The organism is Roseateles sp. So40a, from assembly GCF_048081605.1.
Taxonomy (GTDB): domain Bacteria; phylum Pseudomonadota; class Gammaproteobacteria; order Burkholderiales; family Burkholderiaceae_C; genus Roseateles.
In genome coordinates this window covers 1310640-1333962 of the sequence record NZ_CP182288.1, presented here as the reverse complement: position 1 = coordinate 1333962, position 23323 = coordinate 1310640, and the positions used below count along the sequence as shown (strand labels likewise).

Genomic DNA, 23323 nt, shown 5'->3' with positions numbered 1-23323 from the left:
CCATGAGGTTTAGCAAGAATCGACCACAGACTTGGTCCAGAACCTGTTGTCGCTTCTCTTCGATGAGGGCATCGACACGAAACCGCCAGATGAGTAGCTGGGTGAGGCTTAGTGACTCAAGGTCGTCAATCTCCATGCTCGCTCCTTGCTGGTTGCACTCGCGTCCCCAAGCGCTTGCATGCATCACGCAGGGTCCTCCCTGTCTGCGAAGACCATGAAGAGATTTCCGCCCTCCCACCGAAGGGATGACGACTCGTAGTTTCCGGACTGATGCCGGTGCATCAGATGGACAGGCACGGTCTCGCCCCTCGACAGCTTCCTCGCAAGTTCCAGTTGCTCGTCGCCAGGCAATCCACTCACGTATCGCCCGACGCGCGCGCCCTCCATCACCCGACCGTAGCTGAGCAACATCCACAGGGCCGGGCCGCCTAGCAACTCGCGCGCAACCTCCTGCAGCTCCATGTCGCGCAGCAGGTCGTCACTCGGTCGAGGCGGTCTGTTGAACTCTCCTGACTTATGCATCTGAACCTTTCCCGGCGCTATCGACGCCAGCGGCCTAGCGGTCAATCACGGAACAATCATGCTGGACACAGGAACACAAATGCAATGGCAGCCTTCATTGCTTCATCAAGTTCAAACGATGAGTTCCGCATCGGGCATCAATGAACTGAAAGCGACTCTCTACCCATCATGCTTTCGCACCAATACATTTGGTTCATTCTTGGAAGGAAAATCTGTGAAAGCCACGTACAACGGGGAGATACTCGATTCCATCGGGGGCGCTTCCCGACTTTGGGCCTCCGTTAGCTTTTAGTGGATGAGTCCCTTAGGCCCGGCAGCCCTTCAGTCCCCACCAAAATGCTCATTCGTTGATGCCAAAAAATGTGCATCTCAATATTTCTTATGAATGAGGCAGGCGCCGCCACTGACTCTCATTGCCAAGGGCAGACTCGGACATCTGCGTCCCAATGAACAGGGACAGCACTTTGACTCAATGGCGCGAGTCGCTGACGTTGATGTCCGTGGTGGGTGGGATATCAAACTCGCTGCGGAGTTTCCTGTCTTTGCCGCCCACAGCAATTTGATGCCAACTGACCAGCCGGGAGATGTAAGGAGGCACTAACTATAATCGACTATATTTGGGTGTAATTGGGCTCTCTCGAACAGAATGGCGACTCTCGCAGCCCACCAGATGTCGCGGTTTCTTGAGCGAAGAAACCGTCGCCGCTACGGATAGATGCTCCGATGAGGCTCGGGACCTGGAGGTTGAAGCCAGTGTCGGCAGACACGTCCCCAAAAGTCGAAGACTAGGTACGCTGCCAAACGCGGCGGGATTAACTTCTGACTTCCACGCTTCCGCGCCGTGAAGCCCCCCTCCGGCCGGGCGTAGAACCTGATTGCAAGGCTCATCGTCCGCACTCTGACGTGCGGCGTAGAAGGATTTGCAATCGGCCGGGCTCAGAATCGGCCGTCCAGAGGAGAGCTCGGCGTACGAGCTAATTGCGAAGACCCACCTGCACCGCGCCCTGATCGCCCAGGCTCAACGCGGCGAGCACCCCGGCGCCGCGCCGGTCGCGGACCTCGCCGAGTTGCCGGTCGATCGCGTCGCGCAAGGCCTGGCGCAGCGCGAGCACCCGCATCGCAAGGCCGCCGCCGCCCGCATCCAGGCGGCGTTGCCCCTGCGCGCGGCAGGTGCCGGCGGCGGGCAGGTCCTGCTCGAGCATCCAGAGCGCCGTGTCGAAACCGCCCGGATTCATCAGCCCGTGCGGCGGCCGCAGCTTCACCGGCAGGGACCAGCGCTCGCCCGCGCGCGGCGGGGTCGGCATCTGATAACAGGACAGCAGCACGCGGGGCGGTGTCGTGAGCTCCCGCTCATCGACGTCCAGCACGAAGCGCCAGCCCTCGACGCCGCCCTGGCCCTCGGTGCGCTGCGGCAGGCTGCCGATGCGGCCGGTGAGCGTCAGGATCCGGCCTGCCATCGCGGCGGGCAGGCGCTCGGCGAGACGGCCGTCGGCCCGCGACACCGCCCACCCCGCGCCCAACAGCGCGGCGAGCACCGTCCACGCGAGCCAGGCGATGGCGAATGGTCGCAGCCACGGTCGCAGCCACGGTCGGATCGTTCGCGGCACCCGCCACCGCGCCCCGATCATGACGACCGCCACCCAGACGGCCGCGAACGCCACGGCGACGCACCAGGCCGTGCGGATGGAGGCCTCCGGCAAGGCCGGCAGCGCCTGCACCAGCCCCATCCCGAACAGGGCTGCTGCGGGGATCAGGCTCCAGCACCAGGCCGGGGTGTAGGATCCGCGACGCTTTTTTTCACTTCCGCGTTGACCCTCATGAGCACTTCCGTCTACGACCGCCTGAAGCAACTGGGCATCGAGCTCCCGCCCGTGGCCGTGCCCGCCGCGGCCTACGTGCCCTTCGTCCGCACCGGCAACCTGGTGTTCCTGTCCGGTCATATCGCGAAGAAGGACGGCAAGCCCTGGGTCGGCCAGCTGGGCAAGGACACCGACACCGCCACCGGCCAGCAGGCCGCGCGCGCGATCGCCGTGGACCTGATGGGCACGCTGCACGCGGCCGTGGGCGACCTGAACAAGGTCACGCGCATCGTCAAGCTGATGAGCCTGGTCAACAGCACCGGCGACTTCACCGAGCAGCACCTGGTGACCAACGGTGCGTCCGAGCTCTTCGGCCAGGTGTTCGGATCCGAGGTCGGCGCGCATGCCCGCAGCGCGTTCGGCGTGGCGCAGATCCCGATGGGCGCCTGCGTCGAGATCGAGCTGATCGCCGAGATCGCCGGCTGATGCGCGCGCTGACCGCGTCGCGCGTGCTGGCCTTCAGCGCGCTGGTGTCGCTCGCCGGTGTGGCGGCGGCCTTGGTGGCGCAGTACCAGTTCGGCGTCAAACCCTGCCCGTGGTGCGTGATGCAGCGTGGCATCTTCCTGCTGATCGCCGTGGTGAGCGCGCTGGGCTGGGCGCTGCAGCGTGCGGGGTTCGCGCGCGTGCTGGCGCTGCTGCTGACGGCGGCGCTGGGCGTGGCGGGCCTGTTCGCCGCGGGTTATCAGCACGAGGTGGCCTCCAAGCTGGCGAGCTGCGACATGACCTTCGCGGACCGCGTGCTGACGGCGCTGAAGCTGGAGGAGCGTTTCCCGAGCGTCTTCATGGTCACGGCCAATTGCAGCGAGGCTTCCGCGTACACGCTGCTCGGTCTGCCCTATGAGATCTGGAGCGGCGCCCTGTTCACCCTGATCGCGCTGCTGTGTCTGCTGACGCTCAAGCGCGGAGCGGTGCATCGTCGGTGAGACGGCGCGCCGGTGTCCTTGAAATCGATCAACCCGACGGGAGTTCCCTCATGAAGCGAGTCACAGGCATCGGCGGCATCTTCTTCAACGCCAAGGATCCCGCGGCGCTGCGCGACTGGTACAAGACGCACCTCGGTGTGGATGTGCAGCCGTGGGGCGGCGCGGCGTTCACGTGGACGGAAGAGTCGGGCGCGCCCACGGGCGGCTCGACGATCTGGTGCATCGGCGGGGCCGAGGGCGGCGACGGTTTCGGCCCGAACAAGGCCGCGTTCATGATCAATTACCGCGTGGCCGATCTCGCGTCGCTGCTGCAGGCGCTGCGCGACGAGGGCTGCGAGGTGCTCGAGAAGACCGACGACTCCGAGTACGGCAAGTTCGGCTGGGTCATCGATCCCGAAGGCAACAAGGTCGAGCTCTGGCAGCCGCCCGAGGGGCAGTGATCCTTCCTGAGGCTGTTCATCGGGCTCGCTGAGCCCGAGCCCTTCAGAAATCCAACTGCCCGGGCCTGATGCCCAGGGCCTTGGCGATGCGCTCGCGCGAAGAGCGCCTCGGCCGACCACTCGCTTCGAGTTGCGCATACGCGCCCTGCGTGATCCCGAGGCGATCAGCCACGACCTGCTGCGTCAACCCCAGGTGCGTGCGCCACGCCTTCGCGCCCGTCATTTCCTCGTTGAAGACGAGCTGCGCGACGGCGTCCGGAATCAGATCCCCGACGGCCTCGAAGTGCCTCACGAATTCGTCGTAGGGCAGCACGACGAACGCGGGCGTTCCATCGGCGCCGAGGATGGTCTGAAAGTCAATACGTTTATTCATCGCGCTTCCTCACTTCCTCGATGGACACGATCCGCACCTCCACGGCGAAATCGAAGAACACGCGATAGTCCCCGACTCGCAAGCGATAGGCGTATGGATGGTTCATCAATCGTTTGACGTTGCGCGCAGTCTTGAGGTCCGCCAGCTCGATCACGACGGCTCCGGCAATCGCCTTCACCGCCTCTCGTGGCCACTTCATCATCTGCCGCATCGCCTTCTCGGTCCAGTTGATGCGATTCATGGATGCTATACGGTTTGATTAGCTTTTCGAACGCTAATCTGATGTCCGTACATTAACCTTGACCAAGCTCAACATTGGATTTCGGCACCCTCCTTGGAGGGCCGCGTCGGGGGAGGAACACCGTGGCGCGCATGCCGATCGTCAGCTTCATCGAAGCTTGTTCACCGCCAACGGCGACGACGGCGCGCCGCGCGGCCGTGAGCTCGAGATCGCCCGGCTGCTCAGCGAGATCAAGCGCCATCGCCTGCACAACATCGTCTGGCTGACCGCCGACGTGCATTACACGGCCGCATGACGGTCACGCTCAAGGACCTCGCGGGCAACAGCCTGTTCTCGAAGACGCTCGCGCCGCAGCGCGGTTGATCAGCGGCGAATCAGCGCCCGATCAGCGCAGCTCCATCACCCGCAGCACGCCCTGCATCGGCGGCAGCTGCGCCACCATCGCCACCAGGTCGCGGATGCTCTCCGTAGCCGTCTTGGCGCGCACGCTGGCGATCTGGGTGCGCACCGTGGAGATCGCCACGCCATGGCGCTGCGCGATCTCCTGCGGCTGCAGGCCGGCGCACAGCGACTGCAACACCTGCTGCTCCGCCGCGGTGAGTTGATGCTCGCGGGCGAAGGCCAGCATGGGCAGCTCGCCGCAGAGGTTGCGCTTGCCCAGCACGAGCAGCGCCTGCGCCTGCCGCCCGTGACCGTCCTGCAGCGGCAGCACCGACAGCGACAGCCGCGCCGCGCCACGTCCCAGGCAGATCAGGTGGCGCAGTCCACGCTGCACATCGGCCAGCGCGTTGTCGAGCCGGGTCTGGTCGTTGAGTTGAGGCGCGAGCAGCTGCCCGTCGAGGATCTGCAGCGGGGCGTGCTCGTTGAGCTGTTGCCGCGCGGTGCTGTTGGCGTAGAGCAGCACGCCATCGCCGCCGAGCAGGCACACCCCCAGGTCGATCGCCTCGAGCGCGTGGCGCCACCATCGATCCGGTGATCCACGCCGGCGTTCCGGGCCGCGATAGGACACGAGCCGGCCCAACTCCGGGGCCCTCCCCAACATGACATCCATCTTGGCCTCCCTAAAGGCGTGTGGCGTGCGGCCCCGTCGCGCGCGGTCTGATCGCCGCTGGCGGCGCAAGAGGCCTCGTGAGATGTTAGGAGAACGTCAGGGTCTTGCGTAGCCCCTAGGCACGATGGAGGCCCCCTAGGGTTGGGGGAACGGCGATGTCGGGTTCGGGCCCGATATGCCGGGGGACCGCGCCACGGCGGTCTTCAGGCCATGAAGCCCAGGTCCGACGTCGCGAAGTTGCCGATGTTGGGCAGCACGGTGCGCAGCTCGCTGGCCGGCACGCCCATCCACAGCGCCAGCGTCGAGGCCAGTTGATCCACCGCGGTCGTGGGCAGCAGCCGGCCCTGGCCGACATCGTCCGGCCCGTTGACGCTCACCGAGGGCGCCGTGCCGTGGAAACGTCCGCCGCGCACCGCGCCGCCCATCACAAAGTGATGCGCGCCCCAGCCATGATCGCTGCCGTCGCCGTTGCTGCTCAGCGTGCGGCCGAAGTCGGACGCGGTGAAGGTCGTGACCTGATCGGCCATGCCGACCTCACGCAACGCGGCGTCGAAACTCGCGAGCGCGCCGCCCAGCTGCTGCATCAGCGCCGGATGGCGCGTGCTGAGCCCGTCGTGCACGTCGAAGCCGCCGACCGAGACGAAGAACACCTGGCGCGTCATGCCCAGCGACGAGCGCGCGGCCACCAGGCTCGCGACCATCTTGAGCTGCCGGGCCAGCGCGTCCGCGGCGAACGGCGTGGCGATCGTCGCCCCGCCCGACAGCGCGGTCGACAGGGTCGTCTGCAGATCGATCGAGCGCGCCGTGACGCGATTGAGCTCCGATTCCATCGGATGGCTGCGCTCCTCGGTGATCAGCGCCTTGAGCAGCTTCGCGCAGGACGTGGAGCCGAAGATCTGCGGACCGATGCCGGTGATGGGCTTCTTGCCGCTGGGGCCGGTCAGGTACTGGAAGGCCGTCTCTCCGGCCTGGAAGACCGCGTTGCCCGAGACATTGATGCAGGTCAGCCCGGCGCGGCCGTTGGCCGACAGCATCAGGTCGGCCATGCGGCCGCCCCAGCCGGTGCGGGCGCCCTCGACGCCGGAGGACTGCCAGAGGCTGGCCTGACCGTTGTGGGAGAACAGCATCGGCGGCGCGGGCACCGCGCCCGAGCGGTACTGCGCCAGCGTCATCGGCGCGACCAGCGTGCCGATGTTGAGCAGCACGCCGAGGCGTCCCGCGTCGAAGACCGGCTTGATCGCCGAGAGCCCGGGCGCCAGCGCCATCTGGCGGCCGTCGGGCAGCGCGAGCGTCGGGGCCAAGGCGGTCGCGGCCAGCGCGTCGCGGCCGATCGCCAGCGTCGGGCGGATCGCGGCGTAGGCCTGATGGCTGGCGGCGTCATACGGGATCACGGTGTTGCCGTGGTCATTGCCGCCGTGCAGGAACACGCACACCAGCGCCTTGTAGCCGCCACCCGAGGTCGCCGCCGCGGCGTCGCCGATCGCGGCGAGCTGCAGGGCCCAGGGCGCGGCGGCGCCGACGGCGGACGCCACGGAGGCGCGCTTGAGGAACTCGCGGCGATGCAGCGAGGACAGCTTGGACACATGGGCCACGGGGATTCTCCGGTGAAGGTCGCGCGCTCGGCGCGACGCCGTCATTTCTGGATCTGGTACTCGGGACAGGCCAGCAGCAGCATCCAGCCCGCGCGGGCGCGGTTGATGCGGCCGTCGTCGGTGGTGGCGGCGATGGTCGTGGCCGCGGCCGCGATGCGCTGCTGCGTCGACTCCGAGATGGACCCGCCACCCAGGATCAGCGCCTGGCGCGCCACCATCGCGCGCGCATCGGTGGACAGCGCCATGTCGGCGGTCAGGTCGGGCTTCGTGTCGCCGATGCCGGTCGTCAGCAGCGTCTGCATGAAGTTCAGGTAGCCGGTGACCGTCACCTCGTTGAGCAGCTGGAACTCCGGCGCGGTCACGCCGCCAGCCGACATCGCCGAGTTGCCCGGCACATACCCGGGCCGGAAGAAGTTGAAGACCGACGGGCTGAAGAACGGGCTCTGGCCGAGCCGCGTTTCCGGGTCGCTGGTCTCGGGGATGGTCCACTGGCCGGCGGAGCTCAGCTTGACCGCGCGCGCCACCTGCACGAAACGCAGCACCGGCTCGCGCAGCTTGCCGGAGTTGGTCGCGCCGGATTCGACGAGGCGCGCCTCGGGATCGAGCAGCACCGCGCGCAGCACGGCCTGGAGGTCGCCGCGCACGCCCTGGCCGTTGTTGTTGAAGACCTGCGCCACGCGCTGCACGTAGGCGGAGCTCGGGTTCGAGCAGACGAAGCGCTGGATCAGCTGCCGGCCGAAGAACGGCCCGACGTTCGGATGGTTCGCGAGGATGTCCAGCGCCTGGCGCAAGGCCGTGGGGCCGTCGGCGCTGGCGGGAATCGTCGTGCCAAGGACCGTCTTGGGGCCGCCGGCGAACTGCGACGCGTCGTGCGTCATCGGCCGGCGCAGGTAGGAGGGATCGGCGCCGGCGGGCGCGCCGGTGTCGAAGTCCCAGCCGGTGAGCGCGCGCGCGAGCTGCGTCACCGTCTGCAGGTCGTAGGTCTCGACCGGGCGGCCGCCCGCGGTCTGCACGCTGCCGTCCAGGTTCAGCCGCGCCAGGCCGATGGTGAAGAGCTGCATCACCTCGCGCGCGAAGTTCTCATCGGGCTGGCGGCCCTTGCCGTCTTCCTTGCGGCTGCCGCGCATCGCCAGGAAGCTGCCCATCGCCGGCGACAGCGTGACCGCCTCCAGCAGGCCGCGGAAGGTGCCGAAGGCGTTGGCCTCGAGCAGGTCGGCGTAGGCGGCCATCATCATCGTGCGCCACGGCAGCGTCGCGCCCACCGCGGACACCACGAAGATCTCCGACAGCGCCAGCACCATGCGCTGGCGCAGCTGGTCCGGCGAGCTGATGAACTTGCACCAGACGCTGCCCGGCAGGCCGTCGAAGTTGGCGTTCTTCTTCGCGTCGGTCGCGTAGCCGTTGCGCGTGAGCCAGTCCCAGTGCGACTCGGTGCGCGGCGCCATGAATTGCAGGTCCAGCCAGGACGCGTAACCGACGGACTTGAGCGTGGCGATGTCGGCCTCGGTCGCGCCGAAGCCGGCCTGCGCCAGGAAGCGCGCAGCCTGCGCGTCGTTGGGCAGGGGCAGGACGGCCACCGGCGGCGGCGCGGGCGCGGGCTCCGGGGCCGGCGCGGGCGCCGGCGCAGGCGCCGGTTCGGGCGCGGGAGCCGGTGCGGGAGAAGGTGCGGGAGAAGGTGCCGGTGCAGGCGCGGGCGCATTGCCGCCCTCAGGCGTCGGCGCGGAACCGGACGGCGTGGCGGACGGCGAATCGCCGCCGCCTCCCCCGCCACAGGCGCTGAGGGCAGCGGCAGCCGCGGTGACGGCGGCGGAGGACCAGGGGAATCGGAACATGGTGAGGGGCGTCGTTACTGCTGACGCCCGGCACTCTAGGGAGTTCCGCCCCCGCTTTCAGCATCCGATCAGCAACAGCGGAAAGGGCCGGAAACGCTTTTGGTTACCGTGTCTTTCGACCTCGACGCGCGCTCGGGAAGCCCGTCACCATCGGGGTTCCCGTCGATCGCGGCCTGTCGCCGCGGTGATTGTTGGCAGCTCGCGATGAGCGCCGTGCGGGATCTCACGGCGCGCGGACCGAGCGCACGTGCGTGGTGCGCCGCCGCCGCGAGTCGCCCCGCATCACTTGGGGCTCCGCGATGTAATTGGCCGGAACATTCCGGCCAATCCGAGCGATCAAGTCCGGAATCAGGCCGCGAGGAGACCGAGGTCTTTCTGGTTGAAGTTCACGATCCCCGGCAGCACCCGGGGCAGCTCGCTCGGCGCGACGCCCATCCACAGCGCCAGCGTCGCCGCCAGCTGGTCCACGCCGGTGGTGGGCAACAGGCGGCCCTGGCCGACGTCGTCCGGACCGTTCACGCTCACCGACGGCAGCTGGCCATAGAAGCGGCCGCCCTTGACCGCGCCACCCATCACCAGGTGATGGCTGCCCCAGCCGTGGTCGGAGCCGTCGCCGTTGGAGCTCAGCGTGCGGCCGAAGTCCGACGCGGTGAAGGTCGTGACGTTCTGCGAGACGCCCAGCTCGGAGAGCGCCGCATCGAAGCTGGCCATCGCGTTGGCCACGCTGCCCAGCAGCCCGGGATGCTGCGACATCAGGTTGTCGTGCAGGTCGAATCCGCCGATGGACACGAAGTACACCTGGCGCTGCGCGCCCAGCGCGGCGCGCGCGCCGATCAGCCGGGCCACCGTCTGCAGTTGCGCGGCGAGCTGGTTGGTCTCGAACGGCGTCTGCAGCGTCGTGTTGGTCAGCGCCGTGGTGATCGTGCCCTGCGCGCTGATCGAGCGCGCCGTGACGCGATTGAGCTCCTGCTCCATCCAGTGCTGGCGCTCGCCGGTGACCAGCCCCTTCAGCGCCTCGGCGCAGGCGGCCGAGCCGAACAGCGGCTTGGTCGCGCCGTTGACGGCGACCGCGCCGCCGCTGGTCATCTGGTACTGCACGGCCTGTCCGCCGGACATGAACACCGCGTTGCCCGAGACGTTGATGCAGCTGAACGTCGCGTTGCCGTTGCTGGCGAGGAACTGGTCGGCCATGCGGCCGCCCCAGCCCGAGGTCGCACCCTCAGGACGCGAGGACTGCCAGAGGCTGGACTGGTCGTTGTGCGAGAAGAGCTTGGGCGGCAGCGGCACGCTGGCGGCCTTGTACTGGGCCAGCGTGGTGGGCTGCATCAGCGGGCCGATGTTGAGCATCACCGCGAGCCGACCCGCGTCGAAGACCGGCTTGAGGCGCGCCATCGTCGGCGCGAGTGCCATCTGGCGGCTGTCGGGCAGCGCCACGGACGGCGTCAGCGCGGTCGCGGCGAGCTGGTCGCGCGGCGTGGCCAGCGCCTGGCGGATGTTGGCGTAGGCCTGGTAGCTGGCAGCGTCGTAGGGCACGACGGTGTTGCCGTAGTCGTTGCCGCCGTACATGAACAGGCAGACGATGGCCTTGTAGTCGCCCGGGGCGGCGGCCGCGGCGGCCTCGCCGATCGCGGCCAGCTGCAGCGCCCAGGGCGCGGCGGTGCCAGCAACGGAGACCGCCGAGGCGCGCTTGAGGAATTCGCGGCGGCGCAGCGACGCCAGTTTCGAGACGTGGGTCATGTCGGGGCTCCGCTCACTTCTGCACTTGGTAGTCCGGCGCGGCCAGCACCATCAGCCACGAGGCCTTGACGCGGTTGAGCTTGCCGGTGTCCGTCTCGGCCTTGATCGTGGCCACGGCCGTGGCGATCGTGGTGATCGTCGATTCGGCCATGTCGCCGCCGGTCATCAGCAGCGCCTGGCGGCGCACCAGGCCGGGCGCGTCGGTCGCCAGCGCGAGATCGGCGGTGTAGTCGGGCTTCATGTCGCCGATGCCGTTGCCGATCAGGCCCTGCATGAAGTTCAGGTAGCCCGCCACGGTGCTCTCGTTGCAGAGCTGGAATTCGGGCGCGGTGACGTTGTTGTTGCCCAGCTGGGAGTTGGGCGGCACGTAACCGGGCCGGAAGAAGTTGAAGACCGAGCCGCTGCGCATCGGGCTCTGGCCCAGGCGCGACGCGGGATTGCTGGTGTCGCCGATGGCCCAGAGGTCGCCCGGCGAGCTCAGGCCCACCGTGCGCGCCCACTGGACGAGACGCTGCACCGGCTCGCGCAGCTTGCCGCCCGAGGGCGCGGTCGAGGGCTGGCGCGCCTCGGTGTCGAGCAGGATGGCGCGGATCACGGCGCGCAGGTCCCCGCGCTCGCCCTTGCCGTTGTTCTCGAAGACCGCGGCCACGCGCTGCACATAAGCGGCGCTCGGATTCGAGGCCACCAGGCGCTGGATCAGCTGACGGCCGATGAAGGGGCCGACGTTGGGATGCGCGGCCAGCGTGTCCAGCGCGAGCTTCATCGCGGCGGGACCGTCGGCGGTGTCGGGGATGACGACGTCCAGCACCTTCTTCGCGCCGGTCGAGAAGCGCGACGCGTTGTGCTTCATCGGCCGCTTCATGTAGCTGTAGTCGTTGCCGTCGGTGTCGCTGGAGTCGATGTCGAAGTCCCAGCCGGTGAACACACGGGCCAGGTCGGTGATCTGCTGCAGCGTGTAGGTGTCGACGGTCTTGCCGTTGCTGGTCTTGGCCGTGCCGTCGGCGTTCAGCTGGTTCAAGCCGATGGTGAACAGCTGCATCACCTCGCGGGCGTAGTTCTCGTCGGGCTGACGGCCGGACTTCACGTCCTCCTTGCGGTTGCCGCGCATGGCGAGATAGACGCCCATCGCCGGCGACAGCGTCACGCCCTCGAGCAGCGCGCGGAAGCTGCCGAAGCAGCGCTCCTCGAGCATGTCGACGTAGGCGGCGGTGGCGAACTGCGGCCAGGCGACCGGCAGGCCATTCATCGACACGACGAAGATCTCCGACAGCGCCAGCACGACGCGCTGGCGCAGCTGGTCCGGCGATCCGATCAGCTTGCGCCAGAGGGTCGCGTCCACGCCGGAGAGGCTGTAGCGGTAGGACTCGGCGCCGTAGCCCTTGGCGACCAGCCAGTCGAAGTGGCTCTGCGTGCGCGCGGCGCTGAACTGCTGGTCGATCCAGCGCGAGAAGCCGCCCGACTTCAGCGCGGCGATCTCGGTCGTGCTGGCCGAGAAGCCGGCCTGCGCGAGGAAACGCGCCGACTCGTTGTCGGTGGGCGGGGTGGTGTTCTGCGGCGTGGTGTCCGGGCTGTCGGCACCGGTCGAGCTGCCGCCGCCGCCGCACGCGGCGAGCAGGGCCGCCGCGGCCGCGGCCGTCAGCGCGGCGGGAGCGCCGAAGGACGTCGTGTCATCAACGACGCGGTCGTCGTCGCTCGTCGCGAAAGGGGTTTGAACGGCGGCAGTCATCTGGGCATCGGCCTGAAGCAGCGGATGCGGGATGGTGACGAGCCGGCGCGTTCAATACACCGTCATTCGTACAACAGGTGAAAGGCGCGGCAACAGGCTGTTGCCGCGTGATTTCTTCACGAGCCTTTCTTGACCGGGTCGGATAAAAGCAGCTGATCGCTCCTGATCAGAGCAGCGTGACGCCTGTCTTGGACTGCACGAAGTCGCGCGTGACCTCGGGCGCCAGCTCGACGAGCTTCAGGCCCTGCGGCGTCACGTCCATCACGGCCAGGTCCGTGATGATGCGGTTCACCACGCCCACCCCGGTCAGCGGCAGCGTGCACTGCGGGATGATCTTCAGGTCCTCGGTGCCGTCCTTCTTGCGAGCGACGTGCTCCATCAGCACGATCACGCGCGGCACGCCGGCCACCAGGTCCATCGCGCCCCCCATCCCCTTGACCATCTTGCCGGGGATCATCCAGTTGGCGAGATCGCCATGCTCGCTGACCTGCATCGCGCCGAGGATGCTCAGGTTGATCTTGCCGCCGCGGATCATCGCGAAGCTGTCATGGCTGCCGAAGATCGACGAGCCGGGAATCGTCGTCACCGTCTGCTTGCCGGCGTTGATCAGGTCGGCGTCGACCTCGTCCTCGGTCGGGAACGGGCCGATGCCCAGCATGCCGTTCTCGCTCTGCAGCCAGACTTCCTTGTCGGCGGGCACGAAGTTGGCGACCAGCGTCGGAATGCCGATGCCGAGGTTCACGTAGAAACCGTCTTCCAGTTCTTGCGCGGCGCGTGCCGCCATCTGGTCTTGGGTCCAGGGCATGTCGGTCTCCTCAGGCGGCGGGGCGGATGGTGCGCTTCTCGATGCGCTTCTCGGGGGTCGGGTTGTGCACGATGCGGTGCACGTAGATCCCGGGCAGGTGGATGCTGTCGGGGTCGAGCTCGCCGACCTCCACGATCTGCTCCACCTCCACCACCGTGACCTTGCCCGCCATCGCGCAGGCCGGATTGAAGTTGCGCGCGGTGCGCCGGAAGATGAGGTTGCCGCTCTTGTCGGCGATGTGCGCCTTGACCAGCGCGACGTCCGGATTGAGCGCGCGCTCCATCACGTAGGTGTGGCCGTCGAATTCGCGCAGCTCCTTGCCCTCGGCGACCATCGTGCCCACGCCGGTGCGGGTGAAGAAGGCCGGGATGCCCGCGCCACCGGCGCGCAGCTTCTCGGCGAGCGTGCCCTGCGGCGTGAACTCCAGCTGGAGCTCACCGGCCAGGTACTGGCGCTCGAATTCCTTGTTCTCGCCGACGTAGCTGGAGATCATCTTGCTGATCTGCCGCGTCTCGAGGAGCTGGCCCAGGCCGAAGCCGTCCACGCCCGCGTTGTTGCTGATCACGGTCAGGTCCTTGACGCCGCTGTCCCGCAGCGCCGCGATCAGCGCCTCCGGGATGCCGCACAGGCCGAAACCGCCGACGGCCATCAGCTGGCCGTCCGCCACGATGCCGTCCAGCGCCGCCTGGGCGCTGGGGAAAAGCTTGTTCATCCGATGTCTCCTGCTTGCCGTTGATGCACGGGAATCCAGAAATAGCCGGCCATTCTGCTACGTAAGGCATTACGTAAGCGCTACGTAGAATTGATTAAGCATCATCCCCGCCACCGATCCCTTCAAGGAAGCCCGATGACCCTGCCCCTGGACGAGCTGCGCGCGCAGATCCCCAAGATCTTCGCCCCCTGGATCGTCGCGCTCGGCCTGGAGCCTGTCCACGCCGAGGACGGGCTGCTGCGGCTCACCATGCCTGTGGCGAGCGACCTCGTCCATGTGGGCGGCGTGATGTGCGGTCAGGCCTCGATGGCCGCGGCGGACACGGCGATGGTGCTGCTGATGATGCGCGAGCTCGGCGAGTTCCGCCCGATGACCACGGTGCAGCTCCAGTCCACCTTCATCCGCCCGGTGTCCGGGGCGACCTGCACGATCGAGGCGCGCCTGCTGCGCCGCGGCAAGAACCTGGCCTTCGGGCAGATCGACCTGCTCGACGAGCAGGGCCGCGTGGCCGTGCAGTCCACGACGACCTACGCGCTGCTGTGATGAGCCTGGACTACCGCACCGCCTTCGACCTGGCCCCGATCGGGCTGGTGCTCTCCGAGCATCGGCTGATGAAGGACTGCAACCGCCAGGTGCTGGAGATCTTCGGCGCGCAGCCCGAGCAGCTGATCGACCAGAGCTTCTCGCTGCTCTATCCGACGCCGGCCGAGTTCGAGCGCACCGGCGAGCGCATCGTCGCCAGCCTTGATGCCAACGGCTATTACGCCGATGAGCGCGTGATGAAGCGCGTGGGCGGACCGCGCGCCGGGGAGCTGTTCTGGTGCCATGTGTCGGGCCGTGCGCTGGACCCGGCGCGGCCGCATGCGAGCGGCATCTGGAGCTTCGAGGACCTGTCCGCCGTGCGACAGCTCAAGGCCGACCTGACCGCGCGCGAGCGGGAGATCGCGGCGCTGCTGATCGAGGGATTGACCAGCAAGCTGATCGGCAAGCGGCTGGGCGTGAGCCCGCGCACGGTGGACGTCTATCGCGCGCGGCTGATGAAGAAGTACGGCGCGGCCAGCACGCCGGACCTGGTGCACCGGCTGCTGGTGTCCTGAATCGCGCTGTGACAAATTCCCGGGCAAGTCCTGACGCCGGGAACCCCGATGGGCACGAAGATCCCGCAAGACGTGACCCCGGATGTGCGATTTCATCGGTCATTTGCGGGGCAACCCGAGGATGCACACGTGATTTCTCCCGCACAATACGCGCCGTCCGGCCCAAGCCGGAGCCGTCCGGCGACAGCCGGGCCTTAACTTGCAGAGTCAACGAATGAACAAGACCGAACTGATCGAACACCTGGCTTCCAAGCACGAAATCACCAAGGCCGAAGCTGGCCGCATCCTGGAAACGCTGCTGGACGCAGTGGTGTCCACGGTGAAGAAGGGTGGCGCCGTGTCCATCCCGGGCTTCGGCTCGTTCAAGCAACACGCCCGCGCTGCCCGCACCGGCGTGAACCCCAGCACCGGCGACAAGATCAAGATCGCCGCCGCCAAGCTGCCGAAGTTCACCCCGGGCGCCGGCTTCAAGGCCGCCGTGGACCCGAAGGCTGCCGCTCGCAAGGCTGCCGCCAAGCCGGCCAAGGCCCCCAAGGCCGCCGCTGCCAAGCCCGCCAAGAAGGCTGCCAAGAAGTAATCCACTTCTGGTACACGCCGATCGCCCGGCCCTCGGCCCGGCGGTCCCGAACAAACCCGGCCCGCGCCGGGTTTGTTTTTTTCCTCCTACAGTTCCGACATGTCCGCCGCGCCCGCCCTGCGTGTGCTGTCGCTCATCCCGCCGATGACGCAGCTCAACACGCCCTATCCGTCCACCGCCTACCTGACGGGCTTCCTGCGCTCGCGCGGCGTGCCCGCGGCGCAACGCGACCTGGCGCTGGCGCTGGTGCTGCGCCTGTTCTCGCGCGATGGCCTGCAGCGCGTGCGCGCGGCCGTCCACGCGATCCCGCTGCCCGATCGCGGCATCGCGTCGCGCCATTTCGACGAATCCTTCGACCGCTACCTCGCCACGATCACGCCGGTGATCGCGTTCCTGCAAGGGCGTGATCCGACGCTGGCGCATCGCGTCAACACGCGCGCCTTCCTGCCCGAGGGCGCGCGCTTCCAGTCGCTGGATGTGTACGTGTCCGAGGAAGGCGAGGATCCGCTGGCCTGGGCCTTCGGCGCGCTCGGGCTGCAGGACCGCGCGCGGCATCTGGCCACGCTCTACCTGAACGACCTGGCCGACGTGCTGCGCGAATCGGTCGATCCGCGCTTCGAGTTCGTCCGCTATGCCGAGCAGCTGGCGACCAGTCAACCGACCTTCGACCCCTTGCATGACGCGCTGCAGGCGCCGGCCAACCTCGTCGACGAGCTGCTGCGCGAGCTGACGCTGGAGGCGATCGACGCCGAGCGGCCCGATGTGGTGCTGCTGTCGGTGCCCTTCCCCGGCGCGGTCTACGCGGCGCTGCGCATCGGTCAGACGATCAAGCGCGAGCGCCCTCACCTGCGCGTGCTGCTGGGCGGCGGCTTCGTCAACACCGAGCTGCGCGAGCTCACCGAGCCGCGGCTCTTCGACTACGTCGACTTCGTGACGCTGGACGCGGGCGAGCGCCCCTTGCTGGCGCTGCTGGAGCACCTCGCGGGCAAGCGCGGCCAGCAGCGGCTGGTGCGGTGCTTCGTGCGGGAGACCGACGGAGAGCTCAGCGGCCAGGTCCGCTACATCAATTTCGTCGAGCCCGACGTGCCCTTCGAGGATGTGGGCACGCCGACCTGGGACGGGCTGCCGCTGCACGACTACCTGTCGCTGCTGGACATGCTCAACCCGATGAACCGGCTGTGGAGCGACGGCCGCTGGAACAAGCTGACGGTGGCGCACGGCTGCTACTGGAAGAAGTGCAGCTTCTGCGACATCACGCTGGACTACATCTCGCGCTACGAGGCGGCCTCGGCCAAGACGCTCGTGGACCGCATCGAGGCGATCGTCGCGGAGACGGGCCAGACGGGCTTCCACTTCGTCGACGAGGCCGCGCCGCCGAAGGTGCTCAAGGCGCTGGCGCAGGAGCTCATCGATCGCAACGTCTCCATCAGCTGGTGGGGCAACGTGCGCTTCGAGAAGACCTTCACGCCCGAGCTCTGCCAGTTGCTCGCCGACAGCGGCTGCATCGCGATCAGCGGCGGACTGGAGGTCGCGTCGGACCGGCTGCTGCAGCTGATGCAGAAGGGCGTGTCGGTGGAGCAGGTGGCGCGGGTCACGCGCGCGTTCACCGAGTCCGGCATCCTGGTGCATGCCTACCTGATGTACGGCTTCCCGACGCAGACGGTGCAGGACACCGTCGATGCGCTCGAGTACGTGCGCCAGCTCTTCGAGAACGGCTGCATCCAGAGCGGGTTCTTCCATCGTTTCGCCTGCACGGTGCACTCGCCGGTGGGCAAGGATCCGAAGGCCTTCGGCGTGGAGCTGCTGCCGCTGCCGCCGTCGCCGTTCGCGAAGAACGACGTCGGGTTCGTCGACCCGACCGGCACCGATCACGACGCGATGGGCGAGGCGCTCAAGAAGGCGCTCTACAACTTCATGCACGGCATCGGGCTGGAGCAGGACGTGCGGCGCTGGTTCAGCGTGCGCGTGCCCAAACCCAAGGTGCCCAAGCACTTCATCACCGAAGCACTCGGGGCTTGATGCCTTGTGGCCCCCTCGCCCGCGAAGCGGGAGAGGGGCAAGTCAAAGGAATCAAGCTCGTCGGCCGTGGGAGCGCTTCATCGCAATCCGGCCGGCGCGATCAGCGCCGCGCCCGGCATCGCCGATGCCGGCGCCGCCGCATTCGGATCAGGCAAGCGCACCGGCCGGATATCGAGCCGGACATCCAGCAGCGTGACGTCCTTGCCCTCGGCGTCGATCCATCCTTGCGTGCCCGCACCGCGATAGAGCCGGAACACGAAACCGGTGCGATCGCGCGCCTCCGTGGCGCCGGGCCGAATGCGCGCCGCCATCGCGCGCACCTCCGCCGCGGGCGAGCTCAGCAGCTCGGCCATCGCCTGCACGATGCGGTTGTCGCCCAGGATGTCGGGCTGGAAGCTGTCCACCGGTCCGCGCGAGCTGGCGCCCTGCCCCTGCGTTGACACCTGCATGGCCGCCTGCACCGGCACTGCCGCGCCTGCCGCCGTCTTGCGCGCGGCCGGCGAGGTCACGCCCGAGCGCAGATCGTGGCGATCGCCGTTGTCCAGGTAACTCAGCCGCGCGCCGCGCACGTTGAACATCCCCAGCGCGGGATCGCTGCGCGCGTCTCTCAGATCGACGAGCAACGCGCCACGTCCGCCGATGATGTCGATGCGACCGCCGTGCACGACGGCGGCGCTGTTCTCCTCCACGCCGAGCCCGAAGCGATAGCCCTTGGCCAGCATCAGCGGCAGCATGCGGCCGATGCGTCCGCGCTTGAGGAAGTGCTGATCGACGAAGAGCTCGTCACCGACGAAGCCCAGGCCCTGGTCGATCTCGTGACCGTCGCGCATGGTGCCGCGCATCACCTCCATCACGTTGAGCGCGTCGCGGAACATCACGCGGCTCATGATGGCCGCGCCCGCGCTGGTGCCCGCGACGACGCCGCCATCGCGGTAGACGTCCCAGATCGCGTCCAGCATCGCGGTGCGCTTGCCGTCGGGCTGCAGCGTGTCGACGATGAATCCCTGCGCGCCGCCGGAAAAGAACACGCCATTGGCGTGGCGGATCTTCTCGATCAGCTCGGGGTCGTGCAAGTTCTTCTGCAAGTCGGCGCCTTCCAGACGCGGCGCGACAGGGATGTGCTCGGCCTGCGCGCCGTGCTTGCGCAGCACGTCGACGATCAGCTTGGCGGAGAGCTCCGGATTCGCGGCCGCGGTGGCCAGCACCGCGAAGCGCGCCTGGCCGGGGCCGCCGGCCTCCTGGACGATGCGTTGCCAGACGGCATCGTTGTCCGCGCGCAGCGCGCCGCCGATGACGATGGCGGTCTGAGCGGCGACCGAGCCCGCACCGAGCAGCAGCGCGGTGGCGAGCAGCGCGCGGCCCCACCGGGGCAGCGCGAGCGGGAGTCGGCCCGAATTCGGGCGCGGGGGCGTACGAAGGGCATCCATGCCCCCATCTTGCATATCGCGTGCCAGAAGGGAAGCAGGCGCGACCTTCAACCTGGGGGGGAGCGGGGATGTTCCCGGAATCAGGAGGTCTTGTCGCTCGACCAGGGACTGGAGGCGGCGCTCGGCAAGCCGTTGCTGGCGGCCGCGTTGCGCGCGGCACGCGCCCTGCGCGCGCGGCGCAGGCGGTAGAACAGCAGCGGCACGAAGACCGCCAGGCCGATGCCCAGCATCGACAGGGCGTTGCCGCCCTTGCCCGGCTGACCGACCCCGCGCAGCAGGTCCATCAACTGGCCGAAGCCACGCGTGATGAGCCACAGGAAGAAGAGCGTGACCAGCGCGGAGAGCGTGAGGCCGAAGAGAGTGCGTTTCATGGAACGCGGGATGCTACGCGTTTTCGCGAGCGGCCCGCCTTGAAAGTCCCCTCCCCGGCTGCCGGCATCAGCCGTCCAGGCGCACGCTCAGCGAGTTGCGGCCGTAGGTCGGGGTGACCTTGCTGAAGCCGTCGACGCTCAGCGTGCCGTAGCGGCCCGCCAGCTGGCCCGAGGTCGAGATCAGCTCGATCGTGTCGCCCGCCTTGGGCGTGTAGCCGGCGGCGAACTTCACGGTGAGCTTGGCGCCGGACTCGATGGCGACGTCGCCGGTGACGAGCAGCTTGCCCGCGCCGTTCGCACCGGCCTGCACCTGCAGCGAGGCCGCGGTGCGCTGGCTGAATCGGCCCGCGATGCCCAGCGGCGCGGTGGCCTTGCTGGCGAGCGTGCCGCCGGTCAGGAACACGTCGCCCTTGCCCAGCGCGGCCACGCTCTCGGCGGACAGCACGCCCGCGTCGAGCTGCGTGCCGCCGCTGTAGACGTTGGTGCCCGACAGGCGCAGCGTGCCGGTGCCCTGCTTGGTCAGCTTGCCGGCGCCGCCGATGTTGTTGCGCCAGGCGTCGATCGCGTGGAAGCCGCCCTTGGTCGCGTCCATCACGACGACGACGTCACCGTTGAACGCGCCGTAGCCGTCGGCTGCGGCGAACAGGTTCACGCGGCCCCAGCCCTCGGCGTCATCGACCAGCGGCGAGCCCGACGGCAGCGCGGTGGTCTTGAGCACGACGCGACGCTGCGCGGCGTCGAGATACGGCAGGCGCGTCTCGAGCAGCACCTCCGCGCCCTTGGGCACGACGGCGGCCTTGGTCGCATCGCCGACACCGGGCAGGTTGAAGTTCAGGCGGCGAGCCACGTCGGCGCGCATCGCGGCGAGGTCGGTGAAGCGGTCGTTGGCGGCGGTGCCTGCATGCGCGTAGCTGAAGAGCGCCTCGGGCGTGGTGACACCGGCAGCGGTCGACATCACCGATTGCGCCTGCTGATAGGCGACGGACTTGAGGTCGCCCTTGTTGGAGCCGGTGGCGATCGCCGCCGCGACGGCGGCCTGACCCTGGATGCGGCCGCCGATGACGTCCAGCGGCGAATGCATGCCGGCGAGGATGCGGTTCTCGCCCATCTCGAGCGCGCGGGCGACCATCTCCTGATAACGCTGCGGAACGAGATACGCGATGGCCAGGGCCTTGCGCACGCCCTCGGCGGTGTGGCCGCTGATGAAGCCGCCGTCGGTGGTGGGCGTGCTGCTGCGCGCGGGCATCAGCGCGGGCACGACGACGACGCTGTTGCTCCAGCGCCAGGGACGGGCGTACTTGTAGAAGCGCTTGGCGGGCTCGGTGGAGGCGTTCTCGCCGACGTTGTTCACGAAGTCGACGGCCTTGCCGAGCGTGGCGTTGGAGGTGCTGCCGGTGCCGATGTCGGAGCCGCCGTCGTTGTAGAGGACGGTGGTGGCGTCGGCCGGGATGCCGGTGATGGTGGTGCTCATGCCCGAGGCGGAGCGCCACGCGGCGGCGAGCGGGCCCAGGCCGTCGCTGATCGAGAAGCCCTTGCCGCGGCGGTCGTCGAGGTAGGCCGCGAGCGACTGCGCGTCGGTGCGCTTGGTCGTGGCGTCGATGACGTACTGGATGTTGGCGGCGTGCACGGCGGTGTTGAGCACCTTGCCGTCGGTGGCGTCGCCGGGAATGCCGGTCCAGGGCGAGGCGGTGACGGCGGGGAACGTGCCGTTGGCGGGCGCGGTGACGCCGGCATCGACGATCAGCGAGCTGGGCTGCCACAGCGCGAGCATGCCGCTGACGACACGCACGCCGGCGTTGGTGTCGAGCGTGGCGTAGCGGGCGTCGCCGCGCTGGTTGGTGGCGACGAAGTCGACGAAGGGCAGGACCTTGGTCTCGTCCTGCACGGCGGCGGTGTCGGTGGTGCCCAGGCCCTTGGGCGGCTCGGGCAGCGTGGCGACGCTGAGGTCCTCGCCGTCGGAGCCGCCGCAGCCGGCCATCAGGAAGCCCGTGAGCAGGGCCAGGGTCAGCGGACGCAGGACGAAGGGAAAGCGCGAAGAAGCGGACATGACGCGAGTGCCGGTGAAGGAAAGCGCGTCACTCTAGGAATCGGGTGTGTCGTCGGCATGACGACATCAAGCGGTGTGCGAGGAAGGCACGGCCGCCGACGATGCACTCGCGCGGTGCATCGCCGGCATCGAGCGCGAACGCTCAGAGCTTGGTGCCGCCGCTCGCGTCCACGATCTGCCCGGTGGTCCAGGCGCCATCGGGGCCGGCGAGGAAGGCCACGACTCCGGCGACGTGCGTGGGTTGCCCGATGCCCGGCAGGGCTTGCACCTGCGCCAGCGTGTCCGTGCCGCCGGGGCCGTGGATCCACGCGCTCATGCGGGTGTCGATGGCGCCGGGCGCGACGACGTTCACGGTGATGTTGCGTGGGCCCAGTTCCGCGGCGAGCTGCAGGCTGAGCGCGTCGACGAAGCCCTTGCTCGCGGAGTACGCGGTGATGCCGGGGAAGGCGATGCGCGTGGCCGCGGTGCCGATGTTGATGACGCGGCCGCCGTGAGGCATCAGCGGGACGATGCCCTTCGTGACCTGGAAGAGGCTGCGCATGTTGACGCTGACCAGGCGCTCGAAGTCCTCGTCGGTGGTGTCGGCCAGTCCGGCGAAGACGGCGATGCCCGCGTTGTTCACGAGGATGTCGACGCGCGGCAGGCCCAGCGCGGCGACGCGCGCGACGAGCTGCCGGCCGCCGTCGGCCGCGGCGAGATCGGCCTGCACGACATGGACCTTGCGGCCCTCGTCGCGCAGCGAGGCCGCGAGGGACTCGACCTCATCGCGCCCGCTGCCGTAATGCAGCACGAGCTCCGCGCCGTCAGCAGCGAGGCGCTGGGCGATGGCGGCACCGATGCCGCGGGAGGCGCCGGTGACCAGCGCGATCTTTCCTTGCAGGGATTGGCTCATGATGAACTCCATATAGACCGATCGGTCCAAATAAGGGAAATGAAAGGCCGCTGGGTGCGGCCGGTGGGAGGAATCGGGAATAGGTTACGGCGTGTCGAGCACCGACAGCGCGAGCGCGACGGAGCGCTGCATCTGATCGCCGCTGCGTCCGGCCTGGGCGGCGACACGCAGGCCGCTGGTCAGCGCGATGAGCAGCTCAGCGAGCTCGGCGGAAGGAATGGCGCTGACGATGGACCCATCGCGTTGACCGCGCTCCACGGCGGCGCGCAGCAGCTCATGCGTGGACTGCCAGCGGGTGGTCAGCGCCCAGGCCAGCGGCGCCTCGGCTATGCCTTCGAGCAGGCCGCTCGTGACGATGCAGTGCTTGTCCACGGGATTCGCGCTCGTGCAGCTGGCGACGAGCGCGTCGAAGTAGGCGACGACGGCGGCACGGCCGGAGGCGGCGGCCTGCACGGCGGCGACGGTCTGGGCGCTGCGTTGCACGGCGCAGTCGATGGCCTGCAGGTACATCGACTGCTTGTCGCCGAAGGTGTTGTAGAGGCTCTGCTTGCCCAGGCCGGTGGCCTCCTGCAGCAGCGCCAGGCTGGTGCTGGCATAGCCGTGGGTGCTGAACACGTCGGTCAGACGTTCCAGGACTTCGGGCTCGGAGAATCGGCGTTCGCGTGGCATGGGTCGGATCCTATGCGCATTTGGACCGACCGGTCAAAACCATCCAGAAACTGGGGGCTCTTGCGGCTCAACCCCGCTGTCCATGCGTGCCCTTCCGCCCAAACCGTCAAGCCACCTCGTGCTCTCCAACGAGCAGCGGCTGGACATCCTGCGCAAGCTCAAGACACCCGGCAGCTTCCCGCCTCAGGACGAAGGGGATCCCTTGGTGGATGGCGTCTGTGTCTCGTCGATTCAGGCGGGTCAAGGCCTGGCGTTCTCGACCACGTCGAAGTACCTGGCTGATCTCGCGGCGGTGGGCCTGGTGCATGTGAAGCGGGCGGGCAAGTGGTCCTACTACCGGCGCAACGAGGCCGCCATTCAATCGCTCTTGCAGCGGACGTCCAAGGAGCTGTGAATGGGGCGGGCGCCCAG

Annotated in this window: 24 protein-coding genes and 1 pseudogene; 9 read left to right on the top strand and 16 right to left on the bottom strand. The window is 68.4% G+C overall.

Annotation, left to right across the window (positions count from 1 at the left end):
• Positions 1–183 precede the first annotated feature (183 nt).
• Together ACNI65_RS06220 and ACNI65_RS06215 are read right to left on the bottom strand one after the other, a co-directional pair.
• Complete coding sequence (locus tag ACNI65_RS06220) at positions 184–462, bottom strand: hypothetical protein (RefSeq protein ID WP_416761835.1); 279 nt, start codon at positions 460–462, stop codon at positions 184–186.
• A gap of 1034 nt (positions 463–1496) precedes the next feature.
• Entirely contained in the window at positions 1497–2249 is a 753-nt protein-coding gene (locus ACNI65_RS06215) for a ComEC/Rec2 family competence protein (RefSeq protein WP_416761834.1), read from the bottom strand.
• Positions 2250–2339: 90 nt separating this feature from the next.
• On the opposite strand from ACNI65_RS06215, the gene ACNI65_RS06210 reads away from it, so the two are divergent.
• The 3 genes from ACNI65_RS06210 to ACNI65_RS06200 are packed head-to-tail and all read left to right on the top strand — an operon-like array spanning position 2340 to position 3744.
• Positions 2340–2807 carry a RidA family protein gene (locus ACNI65_RS06210; protein WP_416761833.1) on the top strand — a complete coding sequence of 156 codons (468 nt, stop codon included), beginning with the start codon at positions 2340–2342 and terminating at the stop codon, positions 2805–2807.
• Entirely contained in the window at positions 2807–3304 is a 498-nt protein-coding gene (locus ACNI65_RS06205) for a disulfide bond formation protein B (RefSeq protein WP_416761832.1), read from the top strand. The genes ACNI65_RS06210 and ACNI65_RS06205 overlap by 1 nt, the downstream gene beginning before the upstream one ends.
• A 50-nt stretch (positions 3305–3354) precedes the next feature.
• Positions 3355–3744, top strand: a complete 390-nt coding sequence (locus ACNI65_RS06200; RefSeq protein ID WP_416761831.1) for a VOC family protein — start codon at positions 3355–3357, stop codon at positions 3742–3744.
• A 43-nt stretch (positions 3745–3787) separates the two neighbouring features.
• Here ACNI65_RS06200 and ACNI65_RS06195 read toward each other — a convergent pair whose 3' ends face one another.
• Both ACNI65_RS06195 and ACNI65_RS06190 read right to left on the bottom strand, forming a co-directional pair.
• The gene (locus tag ACNI65_RS06195) at positions 3788–4117 is read right to left on the bottom strand and encodes a helix-turn-helix domain-containing protein (protein WP_416761830.1); all 330 of its coding nucleotides are present in this window, start codon (positions 4115–4117) and stop codon (positions 3788–3790) included.
• Complete coding sequence (locus ACNI65_RS06190) at positions 4110–4358, bottom strand: type II toxin-antitoxin system RelE family toxin (protein WP_416761829.1); 249 nt, start codon at positions 4356–4358, stop codon at positions 4110–4112. Before ACNI65_RS06190 ends, ACNI65_RS06195 begins: the two co-directional genes overlap by 8 nt.
• A gap of 166 nt (positions 4359–4524) precedes the next feature.
• On the opposite strand from ACNI65_RS06190, the pseudogene ACNI65_RS06185 reads away from it, so the two are divergent.
• A pseudogene (locus tag ACNI65_RS06185) lies at positions 4525–4650 on the top strand (alkaline phosphatase D family protein); the annotation flags it as partial.
• 93 nt (positions 4651–4743) lie between these two features.
• Here the strand turns inward: ACNI65_RS06185 and ACNI65_RS06180 are convergent.
• The 7 genes from ACNI65_RS06180 to ACNI65_RS06150 all read right to left on the bottom strand — a co-directional run bounded on the left by ACNI65_RS06180 (position 4744) and on the right by ACNI65_RS06150 (position 13813).
• Complete coding sequence (locus ACNI65_RS06180) at positions 4744–5409, bottom strand: helix-turn-helix transcriptional regulator (RefSeq protein ID WP_416761828.1); 666 nt, start codon at positions 5407–5409, stop codon at positions 4744–4746.
• Between the two features lie 203 nt (positions 5410–5612).
• Positions 5613–7001, bottom strand: a complete 1389-nt coding sequence (locus tag ACNI65_RS06175) for a DUF1501 domain-containing protein (protein WP_416761827.1) — start codon at positions 6999–7001, stop codon at positions 5613–5615.
• Between the two features lie 41 nt (positions 7002–7042).
• A complete protein-coding gene (locus ACNI65_RS06170; RefSeq protein ID WP_416761826.1) occupies positions 7043–8833 on the bottom strand; it encodes a DUF1800 domain-containing protein in 1791 nt (596 codons plus the stop codon).
• A 348-nt stretch (positions 8834–9181) separates the two neighbouring features.
• Positions 9182–10570 carry a DUF1501 domain-containing protein gene (locus ACNI65_RS06165; RefSeq protein WP_416761824.1) on the bottom strand — a complete coding sequence of 463 codons (1389 nt, stop codon included), beginning with the start codon at positions 10568–10570 and terminating at the stop codon, positions 9182–9184.
• A 13-nt stretch (positions 10571–10583) separates the two neighbouring features.
• Positions 10584–12296, bottom strand: a complete 1713-nt coding sequence (locus tag ACNI65_RS06160; RefSeq protein ID WP_416761823.1) for a DUF1800 domain-containing protein — start codon at positions 12294–12296, stop codon at positions 10584–10586.
• Positions 12297–12462: 166 nt separating this feature from the next.
• Positions 12463–13101, bottom strand: coding sequence for a CoA transferase subunit B (locus ACNI65_RS06155; RefSeq protein ID WP_416761822.1), 639 nt, complete (start codon positions 13099–13101; stop codon positions 12463–12465).
• Positions 13102–13111: 10 nt separating this feature from the next.
• A complete protein-coding gene (locus tag ACNI65_RS06150) occupies positions 13112–13813 on the bottom strand; it encodes a CoA transferase subunit A (protein WP_416761820.1) in 702 nt (233 codons plus the stop codon).
• A gap of 135 nt (positions 13814–13948) precedes the next feature.
• On the opposite strand from ACNI65_RS06150, the gene ACNI65_RS06145 reads away from it, so the two are divergent.
• From ACNI65_RS06145 to ACNI65_RS06130, 4 genes are all read left to right on the top strand, one after another.
• Positions 13949–14356, top strand: a complete 408-nt coding sequence (locus ACNI65_RS06145) for a PaaI family thioesterase (protein WP_416761819.1) — start codon at positions 13949–13951, stop codon at positions 14354–14356.
• Complete coding sequence (locus ACNI65_RS06140) at positions 14356–14910, top strand: LuxR C-terminal-related transcriptional regulator (protein WP_416761818.1); 555 nt, start codon at positions 14356–14358, stop codon at positions 14908–14910. Before ACNI65_RS06145 ends, ACNI65_RS06140 begins: the two co-directional genes overlap by 1 nt.
• Before the next feature lie 214 nt (positions 14911–15124).
• Positions 15125–15487, top strand: coding sequence for an HU family DNA-binding protein (locus tag ACNI65_RS06135; protein ID WP_416761817.1), 363 nt, complete (start codon positions 15125–15127; stop codon positions 15485–15487).
• A gap of 99 nt (positions 15488–15586) precedes the next feature.
• Positions 15587–17506: a B12-binding domain-containing radical SAM protein gene (locus tag ACNI65_RS06130; protein WP_416761816.1), complete on the top strand. Its 1920-nt coding sequence runs from the start codon at positions 15587–15589 to the stop codon at positions 17504–17506.
• A gap of 77 nt (positions 17507–17583) precedes the next feature.
• Here the strand turns inward: ACNI65_RS06130 and ACNI65_RS06125 are convergent, their stop codons facing one another.
• The 5 genes from ACNI65_RS06125 to ACNI65_RS06105 form a co-directional block, all read right to left on the bottom strand.
• Entirely contained in the window at positions 17584–18933 is a 1350-nt protein-coding gene (locus ACNI65_RS06125; protein WP_416761815.1) for a cyanophycinase, read from the bottom strand.
• A gap of 80 nt (positions 18934–19013) precedes the next feature.
• Entirely contained in the window at positions 19014–19304 is a 291-nt protein-coding gene (locus ACNI65_RS06120; RefSeq protein ID WP_416761814.1) for a hypothetical protein, read from the bottom strand.
• Between the two features lie 67 nt (positions 19305–19371).
• On the bottom strand, positions 19372–21351 hold the full coding sequence (locus ACNI65_RS06115; RefSeq protein ID WP_416761813.1) for a phosphatase PAP2 family protein: 1980 nt from the start codon (positions 21349–21351) through the stop codon (positions 19372–19374).
• Between the two features lie 142 nt (positions 21352–21493).
• Positions 21494–22243, bottom strand: a complete 750-nt coding sequence (locus tag ACNI65_RS06110; protein ID WP_416761811.1) for an SDR family NAD(P)-dependent oxidoreductase — start codon at positions 22241–22243, stop codon at positions 21494–21496.
• Positions 22244–22327: 84 nt separating this feature from the next.
• Complete coding sequence (locus ACNI65_RS06105) at positions 22328–22912, bottom strand: TetR/AcrR family transcriptional regulator (protein WP_416761810.1); 585 nt, start codon at positions 22910–22912, stop codon at positions 22328–22330.
• An 82-nt stretch (positions 22913–22994) separates the two neighbouring features.
• Between ACNI65_RS06105 and ACNI65_RS06100 the strand changes: the two genes are divergently transcribed.
• Complete coding sequence (locus tag ACNI65_RS06100; protein ID WP_416761808.1) at positions 22995–23306, top strand: ArsR/SmtB family transcription factor; 312 nt, start codon at positions 22995–22997, stop codon at positions 23304–23306.
• Positions 23307–23323 lie beyond the last annotated feature (17 nt).